The organism is uncultured Pseudomonas sp., from assembly GCF_913774235.1.
Taxonomy (GTDB): domain Bacteria; phylum Pseudomonadota; class Gammaproteobacteria; order Pseudomonadales; family Pseudomonadaceae; genus Chryseomonas.
Genome location: NZ_CAJYDW010000011.1, coordinates 102030 through 121188, shown reverse-complemented (window position 1 = coordinate 121188; position 19159 = coordinate 102030). Strand labels below are relative to the sequence as shown.

Here is a 19159-nt window from a genome sequence, read left to right as displayed (position 1 = left end):
TGCGCCGGCGCCGTCCGGATTCGTCGTTATCCCGAGCCGCCCGCGCGGCCTGTGTACGCCTCCGATTCGAACGCCCTGTTAAGGAACAGACGACATGGCAAAACCCAATAAAGCTCGTTCCCGCAAACCTGCCGCCTTCATCGACGATCCGCTCTGGTACAAGGACGCGGTCATCTATCAGGTGCATGTGAAGTCGTTCTTCGATTCCAACAACGACGGCATCGGCGATTTCCCCGGCCTGATCGACAAGCTCGACTACATCGCCAGCCTGGGCGTCAACACCATCTGGCTGCTGCCGTTCTATCCTTCGCCACGCCGTGACGACGGCTACGACATCGCCGAATACCGAGGCATCCATCCCGACTACGGCACCATGGCCGATGCCAAGAGATTCATCGCCGAGGCCCATGCTCGGGGCCTGCGGGTGATCACCGAGCTGGTCATCAACCACACCTCCGACCAGCATCCCTGGTTCCAGCGCGCCCGCCGCGCCAAGAAGGGCTCGGCCGCGCGCAATTTCTACGTCTGGTCCGATGACGACCAGAAGTACGACGGCACCCGTATCATCTTCCTCGACACCGAGAAGTCCAACTGGACCTGGGACCCGGTCGCTGGCCAGTACTTCTGGCACCGGTTCTATTCCCACCAGCCGGATCTGAACTTCGACAATCCGCAGGTGATGAAGGCGGTCATCTCCATCATGAGGTACTGGTTGGACATGGGTGTCGATGGCCTGCGCCTGGACGCCATTCCCTACCTGGTGGAGCGTGACGGCACCAACAACGAGAACCTGCCCGAGACCCACGCGGTGCTCAAGCAGATCCGTGCCGAGATCGACGCCAACTACCCGGACCGCATGCTGCTGGCCGAGGCCAACCAGTGGCCGGAAGACACCCAGCTGTACTTCGGCGACGGTGACGAATGCCACATGGCCTTCCACTTCCCGCTGATGCCACGCATGTACATGGCCATCGCCCAGGAAGACCGCTTCCCCATCACCGACATCTTGCGCCAGACCCCGGAGATCCCGCCGAACTGCCAGTGGTCGATCTTCCTGCGCAACCACGATGAACTGACCCTGGAGATGGTGACCGACCGCGAGCGGGACTACCTCTGGAACTACTACGCCTCGGACCGCCGCGCGCGCATCAACCTGGGCATCCGTCGACGCCTGGCGCCGCTGCTGGAGCGCGACCGTCGCCGTATCGAGCTGCTCAACAGCCTGCTGCTGTCCATGCCCGGCACCCCGACGCTGTACTACGGTGACGAGATCGGCATGGGTGACAACATCCACCTGGGCGACCGCGACGGCGTGCGGACGCCGATGCAATGGTCGGTCGACCGCAACGGCGGCTTTTCCCGCGCCGACCCAGCAAGCCTGGTATTGCCGTCGATCATGGACCCGCTGTACGGCTACCAGGCGATCAACGTCGAGGCCCAGTCCCGCGATCCGCATTCGTTGCTCAACTGGACGCGACGCATGCTCGCCGTGCGCAAGCAGCAGAAGGCTTTCGGCCGTGGCACCCTGAAGATGCTGTCGCCCACCAACAGGCGCATCCTGGCCTATCTGCGCGACTTCACCAACGCCCAGGGCGAGCACGAGACCATCCTCTGCGTGGCCAACGTCTCCCGCGCCGCCCAGGCGGTGGAGCTGGACCTGTCCAGCTTTGTCGGCCAGGTGCCGGTGGAGATGATCGGCGGCAGCGCCTTCCCGCCCATCGGCCAGCTGCCCTACATGCTGACCCTGCCGCCCTACGGCTTCTATTGGTTCTACCTGGCCGGCAACGAGCAGATGCCCGCCTGGCACACCGAGCCGCCGGCGCCGATGCCCGACTACCAGACGGTGGTCATCAAGCGCAACCTGCAGGAACTGCTCGACGGCGAGCCGCGCCGCATCTTCGAAGAGGTGTTGCCGGTCTATCTGCCCAAGCGTCGCTGGTTCGGCTCCAAGGACGAGGCCATCACCAGCGTGCGCCTGGACTACGCCGCCCAGATCAACACGCCCAAGCTGCCGGTGATGTTCAGCGAGGTGGTGGTGACCAATGCCAAGGGCGAGGAGCGCTATGCCTTGCCGCTCGGCTTCCTCGCCGAGGAAGACCAGCACTGCAGTCCGCTGGCCACCCAACTGGCCATCTCGCGCATCCGCCACGTGCGGCGCGTGGGCCTGGTCACCGATGCCTTCGCCCTCACCAGCTTCGTCCACGGCGTGTTCGACGCCTTCCGCAAGGGGGCGAAGATCGCCTCGCCAGCCGGAGAGCTTAGCTTCGAGGTCTACGACGACACCGACTTCGCACTGGACCCGGAGATCGAGATCAAGCACCTGGGGGTGGAACAGTCCAACAGCTCGCTGATCGTTGGCGATCATCTGATGCTCAAGCTGATCCGCAAGGTGGCGCCCGGCATCCATCCCGAGGTGGAGATGGGCCGCTACCTGGCCCAGGCCGGCTTCGCCAATATCGCGGCGACCCATGCCGTGGCCCAGCGCATCGCGCCGGATGGCACCCCCCATGTGCTGATGCTGGTGCAGGAGCACATCCACAACCAGGGCGATGCCTGGAAGTGGAGCCTGGACACCCTGGATCGTGTCACCCGGGATCTGCTCAGCGGGGGCATCTCGGGGGTGGAGAACGAATTCACCGCCATGGGCGATCTCATCGCCTTCGCCGGGGTGCTGGGCAAGCGTCTCGGCGAAATGCATCGCGTGCTGGCGCAGCCCACCAAGGATCCGGCCTTCGCACCCGAGAAGGTGGATGCCAAAGCCGCCAAGGCCCTGGCGCAGCGCGTGCGACAGCAGGTGGACGGCGCCCTGGACACGCTGCAAGGCATGCGTGACCAGCTGGATGCCACCAGCCAGCAACTGCTCGAAGGCCTGGTCGGCAAGCGCGCCGCCCTGGCCAAGCGCATCGAAGCCCTGGCGGGTGACGTGGCGGGCGGGTTGCGTATCCGGGTCCACGGCGACCTGCACCTGGGGCAGGTGCTGGTGGCCCAGGACGATGCCATCCTCATCGACTTCGAAGGCGAGCCGGCGCGGTCGCTGGAAGAGCGGCGCGGTAAGTACGGCCCGCACAAGGACGTCGCCGGGGTGCTGCGCTCCTTCGACTACGCGGCAGCCATGATCACCCAGTCCAGCAATGCCGGTGCCGACACCTCGGAAGAGCATCTGCACCTGCGTGCCCAGGCTGCGGAGACCTATCGCACCTCGTCCTACGCGGCCTTCCTGGAGGCCTACCGCGCTGCGGCGGCCGATATCGGCCACCAATGGGGCGAGTGTGGGGAGCAGGCAGCACTGGATCTCTACTGCCTGGAGAAGGCGGTTTATGAGATAGGCTACGAGGCCGCCAATCGACCCACCTGGATCAACATCCCGCTACGTGGCGTCGCTGCCATCGTCGAGACCCTCTTGTCTGGAGCCCGCGCATGACCGATCACACCACCGCCCCCGTCGCCCCCCTGGACGACGTCCGGCTCTCGCCCGCGGAGGCCGAGTCGCTGGCACGTGGCGAGCACGGCAATCCCTTCGCCATCCTCGGCCCCCATGCCGACGGCGACGGGGTGATCGTCCGCGCCTTCCTGCCCAACGCCCTGGGCGTCGAACTGGTCGACCGCATGAGCGGCCGGTCCCTGGCCCAGATGCAGCCCGGGCGCGTGCCTGGACTGTTCGTCGCCCGGCTGGATTACGCGGCGCCCTACAAGCTGGTCATCCGCTGGCCGAGCGGGGTGCAGGAGACCGAGGACCCCTATGCCTTCGGGCTGCTGCTGGGCGAGACCGATCTCTATCTGTTCAACGAGGGGCGCCACCGCAACCTCGGCGAGACCTTTGGTGCCCAGCGCTGCCAGGTCGATGGCGTGGAAGGCGTGCGCTTCGCCGTCTGGGCGCCCAACGCCCGGCGTGTCTCGGTGGTGGGCGACTTCAACTCCTGGGACGGCCGCCGCCTGCCCATGCGCCTGCGCGCCAATAGCGGCGTCTGGGAGCTGTTCGTCCCGCGCCTGCCAGTCGGCACCGCCTACAAGTACGAGATCCTCGGGCAGCATGGCGTGCTGCCGCTGAAGGCCGACCCCATCGCCCTGGCCGCGGAGCTGCCACCGCGCACCGCCTCCGTGGTGGCCGACAACAAGCCCTTCACCTGGCACGACCAGGACTGGATGGCCCATCGGCGCGAACGCCAGGGTCTGGAAGCGCCACTGTCCATCTACGAGCTGCATGCCGGCTCCTGGCGTCGCGAGGGGGGTGATGAGGGCCGTCTCTACAATTGGCGCGAGCTCGCCCAGCACCTGATTCCCTACATCCGCGAGATGGGCTTCACCCACATCGAGCTGCTGCCGATCATGGAGCACCCCTTCAGTGGCTCCTGGGGCTACCAGCCGCTCGGCCAGTTCGCGCCCACCTCGCGCTTTGGTACGCCAGCCGATTTCGCCGCCTTCGTCGACGCCTGCCACCAGGCCGACATCGGCGTCATCCTCGACTGGGTACCGGCGCATTTCCCCACCGACGAACACGGCCTGGCCCGCTTCGACGGTACGGCGCTCTACGAGTACGAGCACCCCTACGAAGGCTTCCATCAGGACTGGAACACCTACATCTACAACCTGGGTCGCCATGAGGTACATGGCTTCATGCTGGCCTCGGCCATGCATTGGCTGAAGCACTTCCATATCGATGGCCTGCGGGTGGATGCGGTGGCGTCCATGCTCTATCGCGACTATTCCCGTAAGCAGGGCGAATGGATTCCTAACATCCATGGCGGCCGCGAGAACCTGGAGACCATCGCCTTCCTGCAGCACCTCAACGAGGTGGTTCACGAAGAGGCACCAGGCGCCCTGGTGATTGCCGAGGAATCGACCTCCTGGCCGGGCGTCAGTGCGCCGGTGAGCGAAGGTGGGCTGGGCTTCGACTACAAGTGGAACATGGGCTGGATGCACGACACCCTGCACTACGTGGAGGAAGATCCGGTCTATCGCCAGTATCACCACCATCAGATGACCTTCGGCCTGGTCTATGCGTGGTCGGAGCGTTTCGTGCTGCCCATTTCCCACGACGAGGTGGTGCACGGCAAGGGCTCGTTGATCGAGAAGATGCCGGGCGACATCTGGCAGAAGTTCGCCAATCTGCGTAACTATCTCAGCTTCATGTGGACCCATCCGGGCAAGAAGCTGTTGTTCATGGGCTGCGAGTTCGGTCAGTGGCGGGAATGGAGCCATGACCGTGAGCTGGACTGGTTCCTGCTCGAGCACGGCACCCACAGTGGCGTGAAGCAGTTGCTGGCGGATCTGAACCATCTCTATCGCCACGAACCGGCCCTGCATCAGCGCGACCACCTGCCCGAGGGCTTCGACTGGGTCGTGGGCGACGACAATGGCAACAGCGTCTTCGCCTGGCTACGCAAGGATGCCCAGCAGCGTCCGCTGCTGGTGATCGCCAACTTCACCCCGGTCCCGCGCCACGATTATCGCGTGGGTGTGCCGTCCCTGGGCCAATGGCAGGAGATCTTCAACAGCGATGCCGAGCGCTACGGCGGGTCGAACCTTGGCAACGGCGGTGGCGTCACGGCCGAGGAAATCGCCGCCCACGGCCAGCCGGCGTCGCTGAACCTGCAGTTGCCGCCACTCGGCCTGCTGGTGTTCAAGCCGCACGGCTGATCGCCCTGGAAGCGCCCGGGACGGGCGCGTCACGCTGACAGCATCGCCGAACTGCGCGATGCTTGTCAGGCGTCTGGCAACCGAGAACCCCATGATCGATCTCGCCGAATGGAATCTGACGGTACCCGTGCCCTTGCCCGTGGCCCAGGTCACGACCGCCGAGCTGAACAGCAGCAATTTCCGTAGTCCTTATCTCTACCGGGGTGAGGGCGGGTCCCTGGTGTTCTGGGTCCCGGTCACGGGTACCCCGCAGGCTTTCGATGACTATCCCGCCACCGAACTGCGGGAAACCCGGCCCGACGGCAGTGCCTATTCCTGGAAATATCGCGAGGCCGATGCACTGTTGCAGGCCGAGGCCGCCGTGCAGCAGGTGCCCTCGCGGCCCGAAGTCATCCTCAGCCAGATCGAGGATCAGACCAGTGCACCGTTGAAGCCGGCCGAGGCCGTGCTGCAACTGGTCTACCGGGTCGACAGCGCGATGGCCGACAAGGGCCAGCAGGAGCTGGGCAAGCTGATCGCCCGCCTGCGGGAAAGTCCCGATGACGATCCCAAGGATGTGATCCTGCTGGAGCGCTTGCCGCTGGCCAGTCGCTTCAGTTACGACATCAAGCTGGCCCGCAGCGGTGTCCTCACCGTCCGTGCCCATGGCGCGGGTTCCCGTACCGGTGATCTGGGCCTGCAACTGGACAGCGCCTGGAGCAGCCATCACCTGTACTTCAAGGCCGGCGCCCGGCTGCGCGACGCGGAAGGGCCCGCCAGCGAAGGCGGAAAGGTGCAGTTCTATCGGCTGATCTCGATGCACCAACCCAACAATCGCTGACGGCTGTCAGGCGTTGTGGGCTTCCTGCTGCTTGCGCTCCTCGCGCCGGTCGTTGCTCACCTTGAGCTTCTTGGCGCGGCTTTCCAGGGCGAAGTAAAGCACCGCGGCGATCAGCAGCGGCACGATGAAGTACAGCGTCCGATAGCCGAGCAGGGCCGCAATGATCTTGCCGTGGGACAGGCCATCGTTGGCCAGCAGGGCGATGAACACGGTTTCCAGAACGCCGACCCCGGCGGGAATATGAACGATTACCATGGCGATGCTCGATAGGAGCAGTACGCCCAGCACATGCAGATAGTCCACCTGGCGGCCGAGGAACAGGTAGACGATGGCCGCCATGGCCATCCAGTTGATCGAGGACACCAGCAGCTGCAGGCAGGCCATGCGTAGCGAGGGCAGGGCCAGGCGCTGCTTGCGTACCGTCCATTCGCGTTGCTTGGCGAAGGCGCAGACCGCCAGGTAGAAGACGATGAAGGCCAGCAGGCCGGCGCCGATCAGCCGCAGGGTGGTGTCGCCGACGAACCAGTTGGACGGCATGTCCACCACACCGCTGACGAAGATGCCGCCGGCCAGCAGGATATAGCCCAGCCAGTTAGTGGCGATGCTCAGGGAAAAGATGCGGGTGATGGTGCCGCTGGAAAGTCCGAGCCGTGAGTACAGCCGATACCTCATGCCGATACCGCCGACCCAGGTACTCAGGGTGAGGGTGAAGGCGTAGCAAATGAAGGACACCAGGAACACCTGGCGCTTGACCAGCTTGTGCCCGCAATAGGCGCGGCCGATGAGGTCGTAGCAGCCGTACATGATGTAGGAGAGCACGACGAGGCCGCCGGCCATGGCCAGGGTCGTCCACTTGTAGCCGGTGAAGACCTTCCACACCTCGCCCCAGTCCACCTTGCGGGCATAGATCACCAGCAGCACGATGACCGCGATCAGGAAGGCCCAGGTCAAGATTTTCTTGGCCAGAACCCAGCGGCCATTCTTCGGCTTGGCGTCCTGCTGATCGTCCTCACCTTCATCGACATGCTCCAGGGTATCGCTATGGCTGCTCATCGTTGTGGGTACCTTGAAATCGAGGAATCCACCCGGTCCTGGGTTTCGAGCTCGGGTTGCACTGGCGGGCTAACCAGTTCGATCTTCGGCGTATGCCCGGGCAACCAGCCCACCCAGGCGGGGAAGTGACGCAGGAAGTGGAACACCAGCATGGTCTTGGCCAGGTGCCAGTAGGTGCGCTTGGGCACCTTGCTGCTATCCACATGCTCGCAGTGATTCTGGATCAGGTTTTCCAGGCGACCGCGCAATTCTCGGTTGAAGGCGTGGTCGTGGAAGATCAGATTGCATTCGAGGTTGAGCGACAGGCTCAGGGGATCGAGATTGCTCGAACCCACGGTGGACCAGTGCTCGTCCATGGTCGCCACCTTGCCGTGCAGGGGTCTCAGACAGTACTCGTAGATCTCCACCCCGGCCTTGACCAGGTAGTTGTAGAGCATCTGGGCACCGACCTTGACGATGGCCATGTCCGGCTCGCCCTGGACGATCAGCACTACCCGCACGCCGCGCTGGGCGGCGTTGCGCATCTCCCGCAGCAGGCGATAGCCGGGGAAGAAGTAGGCGTTGGCGATGACCACTTCGCGCTTGGCGTTGCGCAGCATCTCCAGGTAGTGCTGCTCGATGTCGGCGCGGTGCTGGTCATTGTCGCGATAGACGAACAAGGCCTGGGCATTGCCGGGATTGCGATTGTTGGCCGGCTTGCGTGAGCGCTTGCCCCACCAGCGGTGAGTCTCTTCCGGCGAGTCGATGGCATCGCGGGCGAAGCGGTGGATGTCGTCGACGATAGGGCCTTCTACCTCGACGGCGTAATCCTGTTTGGCTTCGGGCCCAAAGTCACCTAGGTGCTCGGCGGAGTAGTTGATGCCGCCAATGAAGCCCAGGCGCGCATCCACCACCACGATCTTGCGGTGCAGGCGACGGAAGAGGTTGGTCCTCATGCCCATGACCAGCGGGCGCGGATCGTAGTAGCGAAAGCGCACACCCGCCTGGACCATCTCGTCGATGAAGTCCCGCGGCAGGTCCGGGGAGCCATAGGCATCCACGGTGATGTCCACCTGGACACCGCGCTTGGCCGCGACCACCAGCTCCTGCTGCAGGGCCTTGCCGACCTTGTCGTAGAAGAGGATGAAGGTCTCGATGATGACCTCGCGCTCGGCCGCGCGGATCGCCTCGAAGACCCGAGGGAAGAAGTCCTCGCCGTTTTCCAGCAAGGCGATGCGGTTTCCGTCCCGCCATTCGAAGTTCATAGGTGGAAGTCCGCGGCCAGGGGCGCGTGGTCGGACAGGTGCGACCACGGCTGATTGCCCAGCACCTGTGGGCGACCCACGCTAACGTTGCGCGTATAGATACGATCCAGGCAGAGCAGGGGGCGCTTCGCCGGAAAGGTCTTGGGCAGTCGCCCTGCGGTCTTCATGAACACCTCTTCGAGGCCGGCGCCTTGGCCAAGGATGTCGTTGGCCTTCTGCCGCCAGTCGTTGAAATCCCCGGCCACCACGACGGGTGCGTCGCTGGGCAGGGAGTTGATGTGTTCGCAGATCAGCTTCATCTGCATCTGCCGGTGCTTTTCGCGTAGGCCCAGGTGCACGCAGATCACGTGCAGGTCCAGCGCCTGGTCCGGAAGCCGCAGGACGCAATGCAGCATCCCGCGTTTTTCCGGACCGGCGATGGAGATGTCGAAGTTGTCGTAGCTGACAATGGGAAACTTCGACAGCACCGCATTACCGTGATGGCCGTCCGGGTAGACCGCATTGCGTCCGTAGGCGAAGTCGGTCCACATGGAATCGGCCAGGAACTCGTACTGCGGCGCCGCCGGCCAGTTCTCGAAGCGCAACGGGTGTTTTTCGTGGGTGCCCAACACCTCCTGCAGGAAGACAATGTCCGCTGACACCGTCCGCACCGCCTCCCGCAACTCCGGCAAGATGAACTTGCGGTTGAAGGAGGTGAAGCCCTTGTGCGTGTTGATGGTCAGGACCTTGAACGAAAAACCCTGTTGCGCGTTCGTCATGCCTGGCGTTTCCTCCGTTTGGTCTGGGTCAGCTCGAACAGCAGTACCGAGCGCCCGGTGACCTGATAGGTATCTCCGAAATTGAAGACGTCGCCGGCGTCCAGATCGGGCTGGTTGGTGTCGAGCTGCAACGCCCAATGCTCGCCCATGGGTACTTCCGGCAGGGTGAAATCCACCACGTCATAATGAGCATTGACCAGAATCAGCAGCGAGGTATCCGCACCCTTGCGACGAATACCGGTTGGCTGGGCCCGGCCATCGAGCAGGATGCCCATGCACTTGTTGCTGCCGTCCTGCCATTGCTCCACGCCCATCTCGTCGCCACTGGGCTGCAGCCAGGTGACATCCTTGACGCCCAGCTCCTCGTTGTAGACGCCGGTGAAGAAACGGCTCCGGCGCAGCAGCGGATAACGGCGGCGCAGGTCGATCAGATTGCGCACGTATTCCTGCAGCTGGGCGCTCTTCTCGCTGATGTCCCAATTGACCCAGCCGATCTCGCTGTCCTGGCAGTAGGCGTTGTTGTTGCCGCCCTGGGTGCGGGCGAATTCGTCGCCGGCCAGCAGCATGGGCGTGCCCTGGGAGAGGAAGAGCGTGGCCAGCAGGTTGCGCATCTGGCGATAGCGCAGTTCGATGATCTCCGGATCGTCGGTTTCGCCCTCGACGCCGCAGTTCCACGAGAGGTTGTGGGAGTGACCGTCCTTGTTGTCCTCGCCATTGGCCTCGTTGTGCTTGTCGTTGTACGACACGGTGTCGGCCAGGGTGAAGCCATCGTGGGCGGTGACGAAATTGACGGAAGAGTAGGGCTTGCGACCGCGGCGATTGAACTTGTCGCCGGAGCCCAGGAAGATCTTCGCGAAGTCGCCGATCTGGTCTTCGTCACCCTTCCAGAACGCACGGGCGGTGTCGCGGAAGGTGTCGTTCCACTCCATCCAGCCGGGCGGGAAGTTGCCCACCTGGTAACCGCCGGGGCCGCAGTCCCAGGGCTCGGCGATTAGCTTGGTCTCGGCCAGGATCGGGTCCTGGCGGCAGGCGTGCAGGAAGCCGCCGCCCTCGTCGAAGCCATCCGGCTCACGACCGAGGATGGTGGCCAGGTCGAAGCGGAAGCCGTCCACGCCCATCTCGGTGGCCCAGTAGCGCAGCGAATCGGTCACCATCTGCAGCACGCAGGGGTGGCTCATGTTCAAGGTGTTACCGGTGCCGGTGTCGTTGATGTAGTAGCGCGCATCGTCAGGCATCAGCCGGTAGTAGTTGGCGTTGTCGATGCCCTTGAGCGAGAGGGTCGGGCCCATCTCGTTGCCTTCGGCGGTGTGGTTGTAGACCACATCGAGGATCACCTCGAGGCCGGCGTTGTGCATGCGCGCGACCATGACCTTGAATTCACCGATGGACTGGCTGGCCATGTAGCGCGAATGGGGCGCGAAGAAGGCCAGGGTGTTGTAGCCCCAGAAGTTTCTCAGGCCCTTTTCCAGCAGGTGGTTATCGTCGAGGAAATAGTGGATCGGCATCAGCTCGACGGAAGTGATGCCAAGCGACTTGATGTAGTCGATGACCTCGCTTTCCTGCAGACCGGAGAAGGTGCCACGCGCGTTCTCGGGGACGGCCGGGTGCTGCATGGTGTAGCCGCGAACGTGGGTCTCGTAGAACACGGTGCGATCGCGCGGGACCCGCGGGTGGGTGGTGTTGCCCCAGGTGAAGGCGGGGTCGATCACCCGACAGCGGGGCATGAAGGGCGCGCTGTCACGTTCGTCGAAGGAGAGATCGCCATCGGGATGACCGATGGTGTAGCCGAACAGGGCGTCGTTCCACTCCAGCTCGCCGACGATCTGCTTGGCATAGGGATCGATCAACAGCTTGTTGTGGTTGAAACGGTGGCCGTTCTGCGGCTCATACGGACCGTGCACCCGGTAGCCGTAGAGCGTGCCGGGACGGGCGTCGGGCAGATAGCCGTGCCAGATCTCGTTGGTGAATTCCGGCAGTTCGATGCGTTCGATTTCTTCCTTGCCTTCGTCGTCGAAGAGACAGAGTTCCACCTTGGTGGCATTGGCCGAGAAGATGGCGAAGTTCACGCCGGAGCCGTCCCAGGTAGCGCCCAGGGGGTAGGGCAATCCTTCACGAACACGAGACTTGGACTTGCTAATGAACGCGGTCGCTTCGGTTAAGGGCTTGTTGGAATCGGATGATGTCATTTCGACGCTCTCGGGATAGCTAGGAAGGAAGTAGCTCTGGTTAGGCTCTCAATACCTGCCGGTGGCTGAATCGATACAGATCCGGCTACCTGCATATGAAAGGCCCGACGCAGCGCAGTTCCGGGGCGCCTGAGCGAGCCGACAAAGCGTTGTTTTTTCAGGAGAAATCTTGGAATTCGGCGGAAGCCGGAACCGCTTGCGAGCGGTAGGAGAAGGCCTGGCCGAACGGCCAGGCCGAAGCATCACATCACATCACTCACTGGTAGCCGGTTTGGCTGCCGCGGGTTTGGCCCGGGAAGCCCGCGGCTTTTTCGGCGTGGCGGGCGCCACGCCTACGCCGGTGGCTTCGACGGCCGCGTCCGGCTTGGCCTTGCTGGCGCTGGTCTTGGCGGGGGTGGCCTTGCTGGTGCTGGGCTTGACGGCCTGCTTGGCCTTGGACACCACCTTCTTGGCGGCCGCCTCGACTTTCTCGGTCACGGACTCGCCGGCAGCGGCCGCTTCGGTCGCCGCCTTCTCGCTGCCGCTCTTGGTCTTGCCCGTGGTGCTGGCTTTGCCAGTCGCCGGCTTGCTGGTGGTGGTCTTGGTCGAGCGGGGCTTCTTGGCGACGGTCTTCTTGGCCACACCTTCCTGTTCCGCTTCGTACAGGCGGGTCGCCATCTCCCAGTGGCGATCGTGTTCGTGCGCCGGACGCCCTTCGGACTCCCAGATCTGATAGGCGAGCTGCTGGATGCGTTCGTCTTTTTGGGTCATTGCGGTGCGGCTCCTTGAGTGATGTCTTGTGAGCTGAGCAATCCAAGCGGAAAGCGTGCCAGAACCTCGCTGACAGATAGCTCTTTCTTCTGGACATGGACAGATGAGGGGACGAAAGTTTCCCCAAAACGGTACATGGACAAGGTTTCCGGAAGTTTTATCCGGGTGTCCTGCCAAACATCGGTGGAAAAAGCGATTTTCTCGCCGTCCGCCAGCAGGCTGGACGTGTGCAGCGGCACCACAACGATCACCGCCTGCTCTGCCAAGGTGCGAGCGAACGCCAGCACGTGCGCTGCCCGTGCACCTACCACGGTCAGGGGGACGTAGCGGCCTTCGGTGAAGAGGCGCGGCCGCTCCTTGCGCAGTTGCAGTGCCGCTGCCAGCACCTGCTGCTTGACCTCACCGTTCTGCCAGTTCTCCAGGGCTGCCACGGCGGAGGACTGATGCGTCAGGGCGTCCCGGCGCGGGGCATAATCCACGGCGCGACGGTTGTCCGGCTCCACCAGGCTGAAGTCCCAGAATTCACCGCCCTGGTAGAGGTCAGGCACGCCCGGCGCGGTGTTGCGCAGCAGCAACTGGACCAGCCCATTGAGCGCGCCGGCGGGAGCCAGGTCGTGCACGGCGGCGACGATTTCCTTACGCAGCGAAAGGTACTTGGTATCGGTGAGCAGCCCTTCCAGGAAGGCCTTGCAGGCCGCTTCGTAGTCACCGTTGGGTGCCCACCAGTCGGACTCCAGCTTCTCCTCACGCAAGGCCTTTTCCTGCCACTGCAGCAGGCGCTCCAGATAGGCCTGCAAGCCCTTGTCGTCATCGGCTCGCAGCTGCAGCGGCCAGCTGGCGAGCAGGGTCTGGTAGAGCATCAGCTCGTCGCCCGGCGTCGGGGCAGGCGCATCGTTCCATTGGCCACGCAGGGGCGCCGCCTGCTCCATCCAGCGAGTGGCCTGGGCGATGTAGGCCTGGGGATTTTCCGAGACCACCGCGAGCCGCGCCCGAGTGTCTTCGCCGCGCTTGTGATCGTGGGTAGCGGTGGTCAGCATGTTGCGCGGGAAATGCTCGGCGCGCCAGCCGCTGGCCGCGTGGAAGGCACTGACTGGCTGGGCGAAATGCTGGGGATCGAAGCCCACATCATTGCGCGACAGCAGCGGCGCCGAGCGATAGCAGGCGGTGTCTTCCACGGCCTTGGCGGCGATGGGCGAGGTGAGCTGCTGGAACTTGGTGATGGCGCGCCGCTGTTCGCGACGAGCCACGCTGCCCACCGGCTTGTAGCGCGGCGCATCGCCACCCAGCCAGGCACGCAGTTGCTCCAGCAGGGGCTGCTCCGCTTCGCTGACCTGGGGGCGAGCGGCTTCCAGGGCGGTGTCGAACCACTGGGCATCGTTGCCGACGAAACCGGCCGCGCCTGCGTAGGTGCGATAGACCTTGAACTGCACGATCAGCTCCAGCAGCACCCGGCGGATGGCGCCCTGGCTGGTGTCGCGGGTACGCCAATCCTGCTGGGCCAGCAGGTGCAAGGTGTGCACGGCGGATTCGAATTCGCTGTTCAAGGCGGTGGTGAGCACCAGACGCCGGGCTTCGCGGACCTCTTCCAGGAAGTCCTCGGTACGGCCAGTGGTTTCCGCCCAGAACTTACGGAGCGGGGCCTCACCGCTGGCGGCATGCTGTACCGCCGACACCTCGTTCATGAATTCGTAGCCGGTGGTGCCGTCGATGCCCCAGCTTTCGCGCAGCTGTTCGCCGTCGGCTAGGATCTTCTCGATGTAAATGGGAAAGCCATCTTCCGGCGCACCACCGGTACGGCTGGCGCAGAGGTCGTCCACCCGGCGGCGCAGCTTGCGGCAGTAGGCACGCGGATTGGCCAGGCCGTCGATGTGATCCAGCCGCAGGCCGTCGAGCAGGCCTTCGCTGATCAGGCGGAAGATCAGCGAGTGTGTTTCCTCGAACACCTCGTGGCGTTCCATGCGCAAGCCGCCCAGTTCGGTGATGTCGAAGAAGCGCCGCCAGTTGATGTCGTCCGAGGCGGTGCGCCAGCTGGCCAGGCGATAGTGCTGGCTTTCCAGCAGGGCGTGCAGGCGCTCTTGATTGTCTGGCTGACTGCCGTCGAAGGCAGCGACCGCTTTCTCGATCGCGGCCGCGACGGCCGGCTCCTTGGCAGCGTCAGCCAGTTGACGTTGGGCGCCACGGGCCTCCTGCTGATCCTTGGCGCGTGCCGAGAAGGCATCGGCGAACAGGCTCAGCTGGGGCAGATCGCTTTCGCGCAGGATCTGACCGTAGGTGCCGGGATTGATGGGGAAGTGGTGGGCGTAGTACTCGACGCGGAAGGCGCCTTGCTCGGCATCGAACACCAGCTTGAGTTCGCCGGCCTGCAGCACCTTGCCATAGGCGTCACCCAGGAATGGCAGCAGCACTTGGCCCTGCAGGTCCGGGTCGGGACCGTACCAGTTGATGTCGTAGAAGCCGGCGTAGCGGCTCTGGCGGCCCCATTCGAGGATGTCCAGCCACCAGGCGTTCTCCGAGCCACCCACATTGGTATGGTTGGGGACGAAGTCGGCGATCAGGCCCATGCCGTGCTCGCGCAGCCGGGCGACCAGGCGGCGCAGTGCCTCTTCACCGCCCAGTTCCGGATTCACCCGCGTCGGATCGACCACGTCGTAGCCATGTACCGAGCCAGCGCGCGCGGTGGTGATGGGCGATGCATAGAAGTGACTGATACCCAGCTTGGCGTAGTACTCCACCAGGGGCAGGGCATCGTCGAAGGTGAAATCCTTGTGGAACTGTAGGCGTACGGTAGCGCGCAAGCGACTCATCGAGTGTTCTCCGGATTGTTACGAGCAGCGCTCAGCACGCTTAGGCGTCGTTCAGGGGTAGTGGCGTCCAGCAGACGATCCGCGGGCGCATCCCAACGGCGCAGCCAATTGGGGTGTTCGTTGGTGGTGCCGGGCAGGTTGGCCTGTTCCAGTTGGCCCAGGGCGTCTTCCACCGGCAGGATGATCAGCGGAGCGGGGGTGCGACCGATGAAGTCGATGGCGGCGTCCACCGCGGCCTCGACGTTATCGACGCTGGTATCGTCGAGGTGCAGTACCTTGGCCAGGTGTCGGCGATCCTCGGCGCGCTCGGCGAGGCGATCCTCCCGTGAGGTACCGTCGGGCAGCAGATCCAGCTGTTCCTGCCAGTCGGCATCTCGGCCCTGCCACCAGCCGGTGAGGGTCGGTAGGTCGTGGGTAGTGGGCATGCCCATGGCCGTGTTCGACCACTGCGCAGCAGGCTTGAAGGCCTGGCCATCGCGCTCGAACAGCAGGACCTGCATGCCCATCACGGCGCGCTCCGCCAGGCGTTCGCGGAAGCCTTCGGGCACCGTGCCCAGGTCTTCGCCCATCACCACGCAGCGATGGCGCCAGGACTCCAGAGCGACCAGCCGCAGCAAATCGTCGATGGGATAGGAGAGATAGGCCCCGTCGGCCGGGGAAGCGCCTTCAGGCACCAACCAGAGACGTTGCAGCCCCATCACGTGATCGATGCGCACGCCGCCGGCATGGGCGAAGTTGGCCCTGAGCATCTCGATGAAGGCGCGGAAGCCATGCTTGACCATGCCGGTGGGGGAGAAGGCGGAAATACCCCAGCCCTGGCCTTTCTGGTTCAACAGGTCCGGCGGACAGCCGACAGTGACCGAGGCGAGCAATTCTTCCTGACGACTCCAGGCCTGGCTGCCACCACCATCCGCGCCCACGGCGATGTCGGCGATCAGGCCGATTTTCATGCCTGATTCACGGCACTGCCGTTGCGCCGCGGCCAGGCCTTCGCTGGCCAGCCACTGGGTGAAGGCATAGAACTCCACGTCCTGGGCATGGCGATCGGCGAATTCGGCTACGGCTGGATTCCTGGGATCGCGATACTGCTGCGGCCAATGCTGCCAGCTAGGTGAGGCGTCACCCTGGGTGAAGGAAGCATGCAGGGCTTCGAAGCGGCAGTGATTCTCCAGGGCTTCACCGCCTTCGCGGCGGAACGCTTCAAACCGCTCGCGCAGGTCACTGTCGGCAGTACGGAAGTCCAGGTGCAGGGTGCGCAGCAGGCGCAAGCGCAGCTTGGCCAGCGCGGGCCAGTCGATCAGCTCCAGCTGTTCGAGGCGTTCGGCTTCCTCTTGCAGGCCGCTGCGATCGGCGGCCTTGCGTACGGCCTCGCTACCCAGCACCAACTCCGGCGCCGCATAGAGCACATTGAAGAACACCCGGCTGGAAGGCGAATAGGGGCTGTAACGCCGGCCATCGGCGCTGAACATGGCATGCAGCGGACTGATGGCCAGGGCATCGGCACCCTTGGCCGCCGCCGCCTGGGCGAATTGCACCAACCCTTGGAGGTCTCCCGCACCGCTGCCGCCTTCACGTCTCAGGCTGTAGAGCTGTACCGCCAGGCCCCAGAGGTGGGCATGGGCGTCACCGGTGGCGTCTTCGATGGTGAAGCAGCGCGCTGGCGCCACCGCCAGGGTCAGGCGCTGGCCATCCACCTCCGCCTGGTGATAGCCGGGTTCGGCGATGGCGGCCAGCTGGCCCTGGGCATCCACGCTGCCCTCCAGGAGCTCGCCGTTTTCCAACTGCACCTGGTAGCGGACGCCACGTTCGAACTGATCCGGCGTACCGACCGGCTTGCCCACCTGGGCGGTGATCAGTGGCGGCAGGTGATGCTTGTCACCGACCTCCGCCAGCTGGCGCAGGCTGGCGTCGATGTCCGCGTCGCTGTCGGCCGGTAGCTCGATGGCCTTGAGCAGATTGCGTAGTGCGTCGGGGCTTACCCGTTGGCGCTGACCGTCATAGGCGGTCCATTCGATGGAAATGCCGGCCGCCTTGGCCAGTTGTTCGAGGCGATCCTCGCTCATGCGTGCTTCTCCAGCCAGACCAATGCCGAGTGCGCGGCCAATTGGCCGTCCTGACGAAGGGGAGCGGCGGCGGGATCACTGCTGTGCAGCAACTCGCCTGCAGGCGCTTCGTCCACCTTCACTACGCCTTCGCTCAGGTTGAGTTCGATGGTCAGGCGGCTGCCGTCGGCCAGGGTCCAGCGGGCACGTACGGCGCGGTCGGCCAGGGCTTCGGCACCGGCAGCACGGGCACCTTGCAACCGTGGGAACAGCTCCCGGCGACGGATCTCCAGCAACTCGCGATAGAGTCCCAGCCAGGCCGCATGGTCGGGCTGATCGGCTTCGCCGAAGTTGGGCTTGGAATCCTCGAAGGTCTTGGGCGCATTGGGATCGGGAATCTGCTGGCGATGCTCTTCGCTGGTGAAGAAGTCGAAGTCCTTGAACTCGTTGCGTCGGCCATCACGCACCAGTTCGGCCAACTCGTCGTTGTGGCTGGTGAAGAACAGGAACGGCTGGCGGCTGCCCCATTCCTCGCCGATGAACAGCAGGGGAATCATCGGGCTCAGCAGCAGCAGGGCGGTGGCCGCCTTGAGCGCGGGCTCGGGCGCCAGTCGCGTCAGGCGCTCGCCGAAAGCGCGGTTGCCCACCTGGTCGTGGTTCTGTAGGAAGATAATGAAGGCACTGGCCGGCAAGTCCTTGCTCGGCTCGCCGCGGGCCTTACCGTGGCGGGTCTTTTCGCCCTGGTAGATGAAGCCTTCGCCGAGGCAACGCACCAGCTTGGCCGTGGCATCCTCGGTGAAGTCCTGGTAGTAGCCTTCGTTCTCGTCGGTCAGCATGGGGTGGATGACGTTGTGCCAGTCGTCCGTCCACTGGGCGTTGTAGTGCTTGCCACCCAGCAGGGTGGCGGTGTTGTCCTCGTTCTCCAGCATCAGATGGACATGGCGCCCGGGCTCCACGGTGGCGCGGATCTCCTCGGCCATTTCCTCGAGGAAGCCCTGGTCGCCAATGGCGTGCACGGCGTCGAATCTCAGGCCGTCGAAGCGGTACTCCATCAGCCACAGCAGGGCGTTGTCGATGAAGTAGCGGCGGACCGCGTCCTGGCGAAAATCGATGGCGGCGCCCCAGGGGGTATGGATGTCCTCGCGGAAGAAGCGTTCGGCGTAGGCGTGCAGGTAGTTGCCGTCCGGGCCGAAGTGGTTGTAGACCACGTCCAGGTAAACCATGACACCATGGGCATGGGCGGTATCGATCAGCGACTTGAGGTCGTCCGGCGTGCCGTAGGAGGCCTCCACGGCATAGGGTAGGACCCCGTCGTAACCCCAGTTGCGACCACCGGGGAATTCCGACAGTGGCATCAGCTCGATGGCCGTGATGCCCAGGGCCGCCAGGCGCGGAACCAGCTTCTCGACGCCGGAGAAGCCCCCCAGGGTACCGACGTGCACCTCGTAGATGACGCTCTCGTGCCAGGGCCGGCCGTTCCATTCGACGGTCTGCCAGTGGTAGGTGGTGGGGTCGATGACGATGCTCGGCTCGTGCACGTCGCCGGCCTGGGCGCGAGAGGCGGGGTCCGGCACCAGCAGGTCGCCGATCTGGTAGCGGTAGCGCGTGCCCGCGCCGCACTGGGCCTCGATGCCGAACCAGCCGTCGCCCTGGGCTTCGAGCGCTAGGGTCATGCCGCCCTCGAGCGCCACGGACACCGCGTCCGCACTGGGCGCCCAGAAGTGGAAGAGGGTGCGATCCTTGCCCAGCAGGGTGGCGCCAGCACGGGTCTGCCAGGCGTAGCCCCCGGTCGTTGCGGCTGCGTCGCGAGAAATGTCAGTCATGAATGGATAACTCCCGAAACCGGAGGGCAGAAAAAGCGCTGC

The 19159-nt window shown here is 64.4% G+C and carries 11 protein-coding genes; 3 read left to right on the top strand and 8 right to left on the bottom strand.

Annotation, left to right across the window (positions count from 1 at the left end; translation table 11 throughout):
- Positions 1 to 94: 94 nt before the first annotated feature.
- From treS to QZ471_RS09390, 3 genes are all read left to right on the top strand, one after another.
- Positions 95 to 3421: a maltose alpha-D-glucosyltransferase gene (gene treS / locus QZ471_RS09400; RefSeq protein ID WP_295463013.1), complete on the top strand. Its 3327-nt coding sequence runs from the start codon at positions 95 to 97 to the stop codon at positions 3419 to 3421.
- Complete coding sequence (gene glgB / locus QZ471_RS09395) at positions 3418 to 5637, top strand: 1,4-alpha-glucan branching protein GlgB (RefSeq protein ID WP_295463011.1); 2220 nt, start codon at positions 3418 to 3420, stop codon at positions 5635 to 5637. The genes treS and glgB overlap by 4 nt, the downstream gene beginning before the upstream one ends.
- Before the next feature lie 91 nt (positions 5638 to 5728).
- Positions 5729 to 6457 carry a polysaccharide lyase family 7 protein gene (locus tag QZ471_RS09390; RefSeq protein WP_295463008.1) on the top strand — a complete coding sequence of 243 codons (729 nt, stop codon included), beginning with the start codon at positions 5729 to 5731 and terminating at the stop codon, positions 6455 to 6457.
- 6 nt (positions 6458 to 6463) lie between these two features.
- Here QZ471_RS09390 and QZ471_RS09385 read toward each other — a convergent pair whose 3' ends face one another.
- The 8 genes from QZ471_RS09385 to treZ form a co-directional block, all read right to left on the bottom strand.
- Entirely contained in the window at positions 6464 to 7510 is a 1047-nt protein-coding gene (locus QZ471_RS09385) for a YbhN family protein (RefSeq protein WP_295463006.1), read from the bottom strand.
- Complete coding sequence (gene clsB / locus QZ471_RS09380) at positions 7507 to 8754, bottom strand: cardiolipin synthase ClsB (protein WP_295463004.1); 1248 nt, start codon at positions 8752 to 8754, stop codon at positions 7507 to 7509. Before clsB ends, QZ471_RS09385 begins: the two co-directional genes overlap by 4 nt.
- Positions 8751 to 9512 carry an endonuclease/exonuclease/phosphatase family protein gene (locus QZ471_RS09375; protein ID WP_058785766.1) on the bottom strand — a complete coding sequence of 254 codons (762 nt, stop codon included), beginning with the start codon at positions 9510 to 9512 and terminating at the stop codon, positions 8751 to 8753. The genes clsB and QZ471_RS09375 overlap by 4 nt, the downstream gene beginning before the upstream one ends.
- Complete coding sequence (gene glgX, locus QZ471_RS09370) at positions 9509 to 11698, bottom strand: glycogen debranching protein GlgX (RefSeq protein WP_295463001.1); 2190 nt, start codon at positions 11696 to 11698, stop codon at positions 9509 to 9511. Before glgX ends, QZ471_RS09375 begins: the two co-directional genes overlap by 4 nt.
- A gap of 252 nt (positions 11699 to 11950) precedes the next feature.
- On the bottom strand, positions 11951 to 12448 hold the full coding sequence (locus tag QZ471_RS09365) for a DUF2934 domain-containing protein (protein ID WP_295462999.1): 498 nt from the start codon (positions 12446 to 12448) through the stop codon (positions 11951 to 11953).
- Positions 12445 to 15252, bottom strand: a complete 2808-nt coding sequence (gene treY, locus QZ471_RS09360; protein WP_295462997.1) for a malto-oligosyltrehalose synthase — start codon at positions 15250 to 15252, stop codon at positions 12445 to 12447. The genes QZ471_RS09365 and treY overlap by 4 nt, the downstream gene beginning before the upstream one ends.
- A complete protein-coding gene (gene malQ, locus QZ471_RS09355) occupies positions 15249 to 17315 on the bottom strand; it encodes a 4-alpha-glucanotransferase (RefSeq protein WP_295462995.1) in 2067 nt (688 codons plus the stop codon). Before malQ ends, treY begins: the two co-directional genes overlap by 4 nt.
- Complete coding sequence (treZ, locus tag QZ471_RS09350; protein ID WP_295462993.1) at positions 17312 to 19117, bottom strand: malto-oligosyltrehalose trehalohydrolase; 1806 nt, start codon at positions 19115 to 19117, stop codon at positions 17312 to 17314. The genes malQ and treZ overlap by 4 nt, the downstream gene beginning before the upstream one ends.
- Positions 19118 to 19159: the final 42 nt, after the last annotated feature.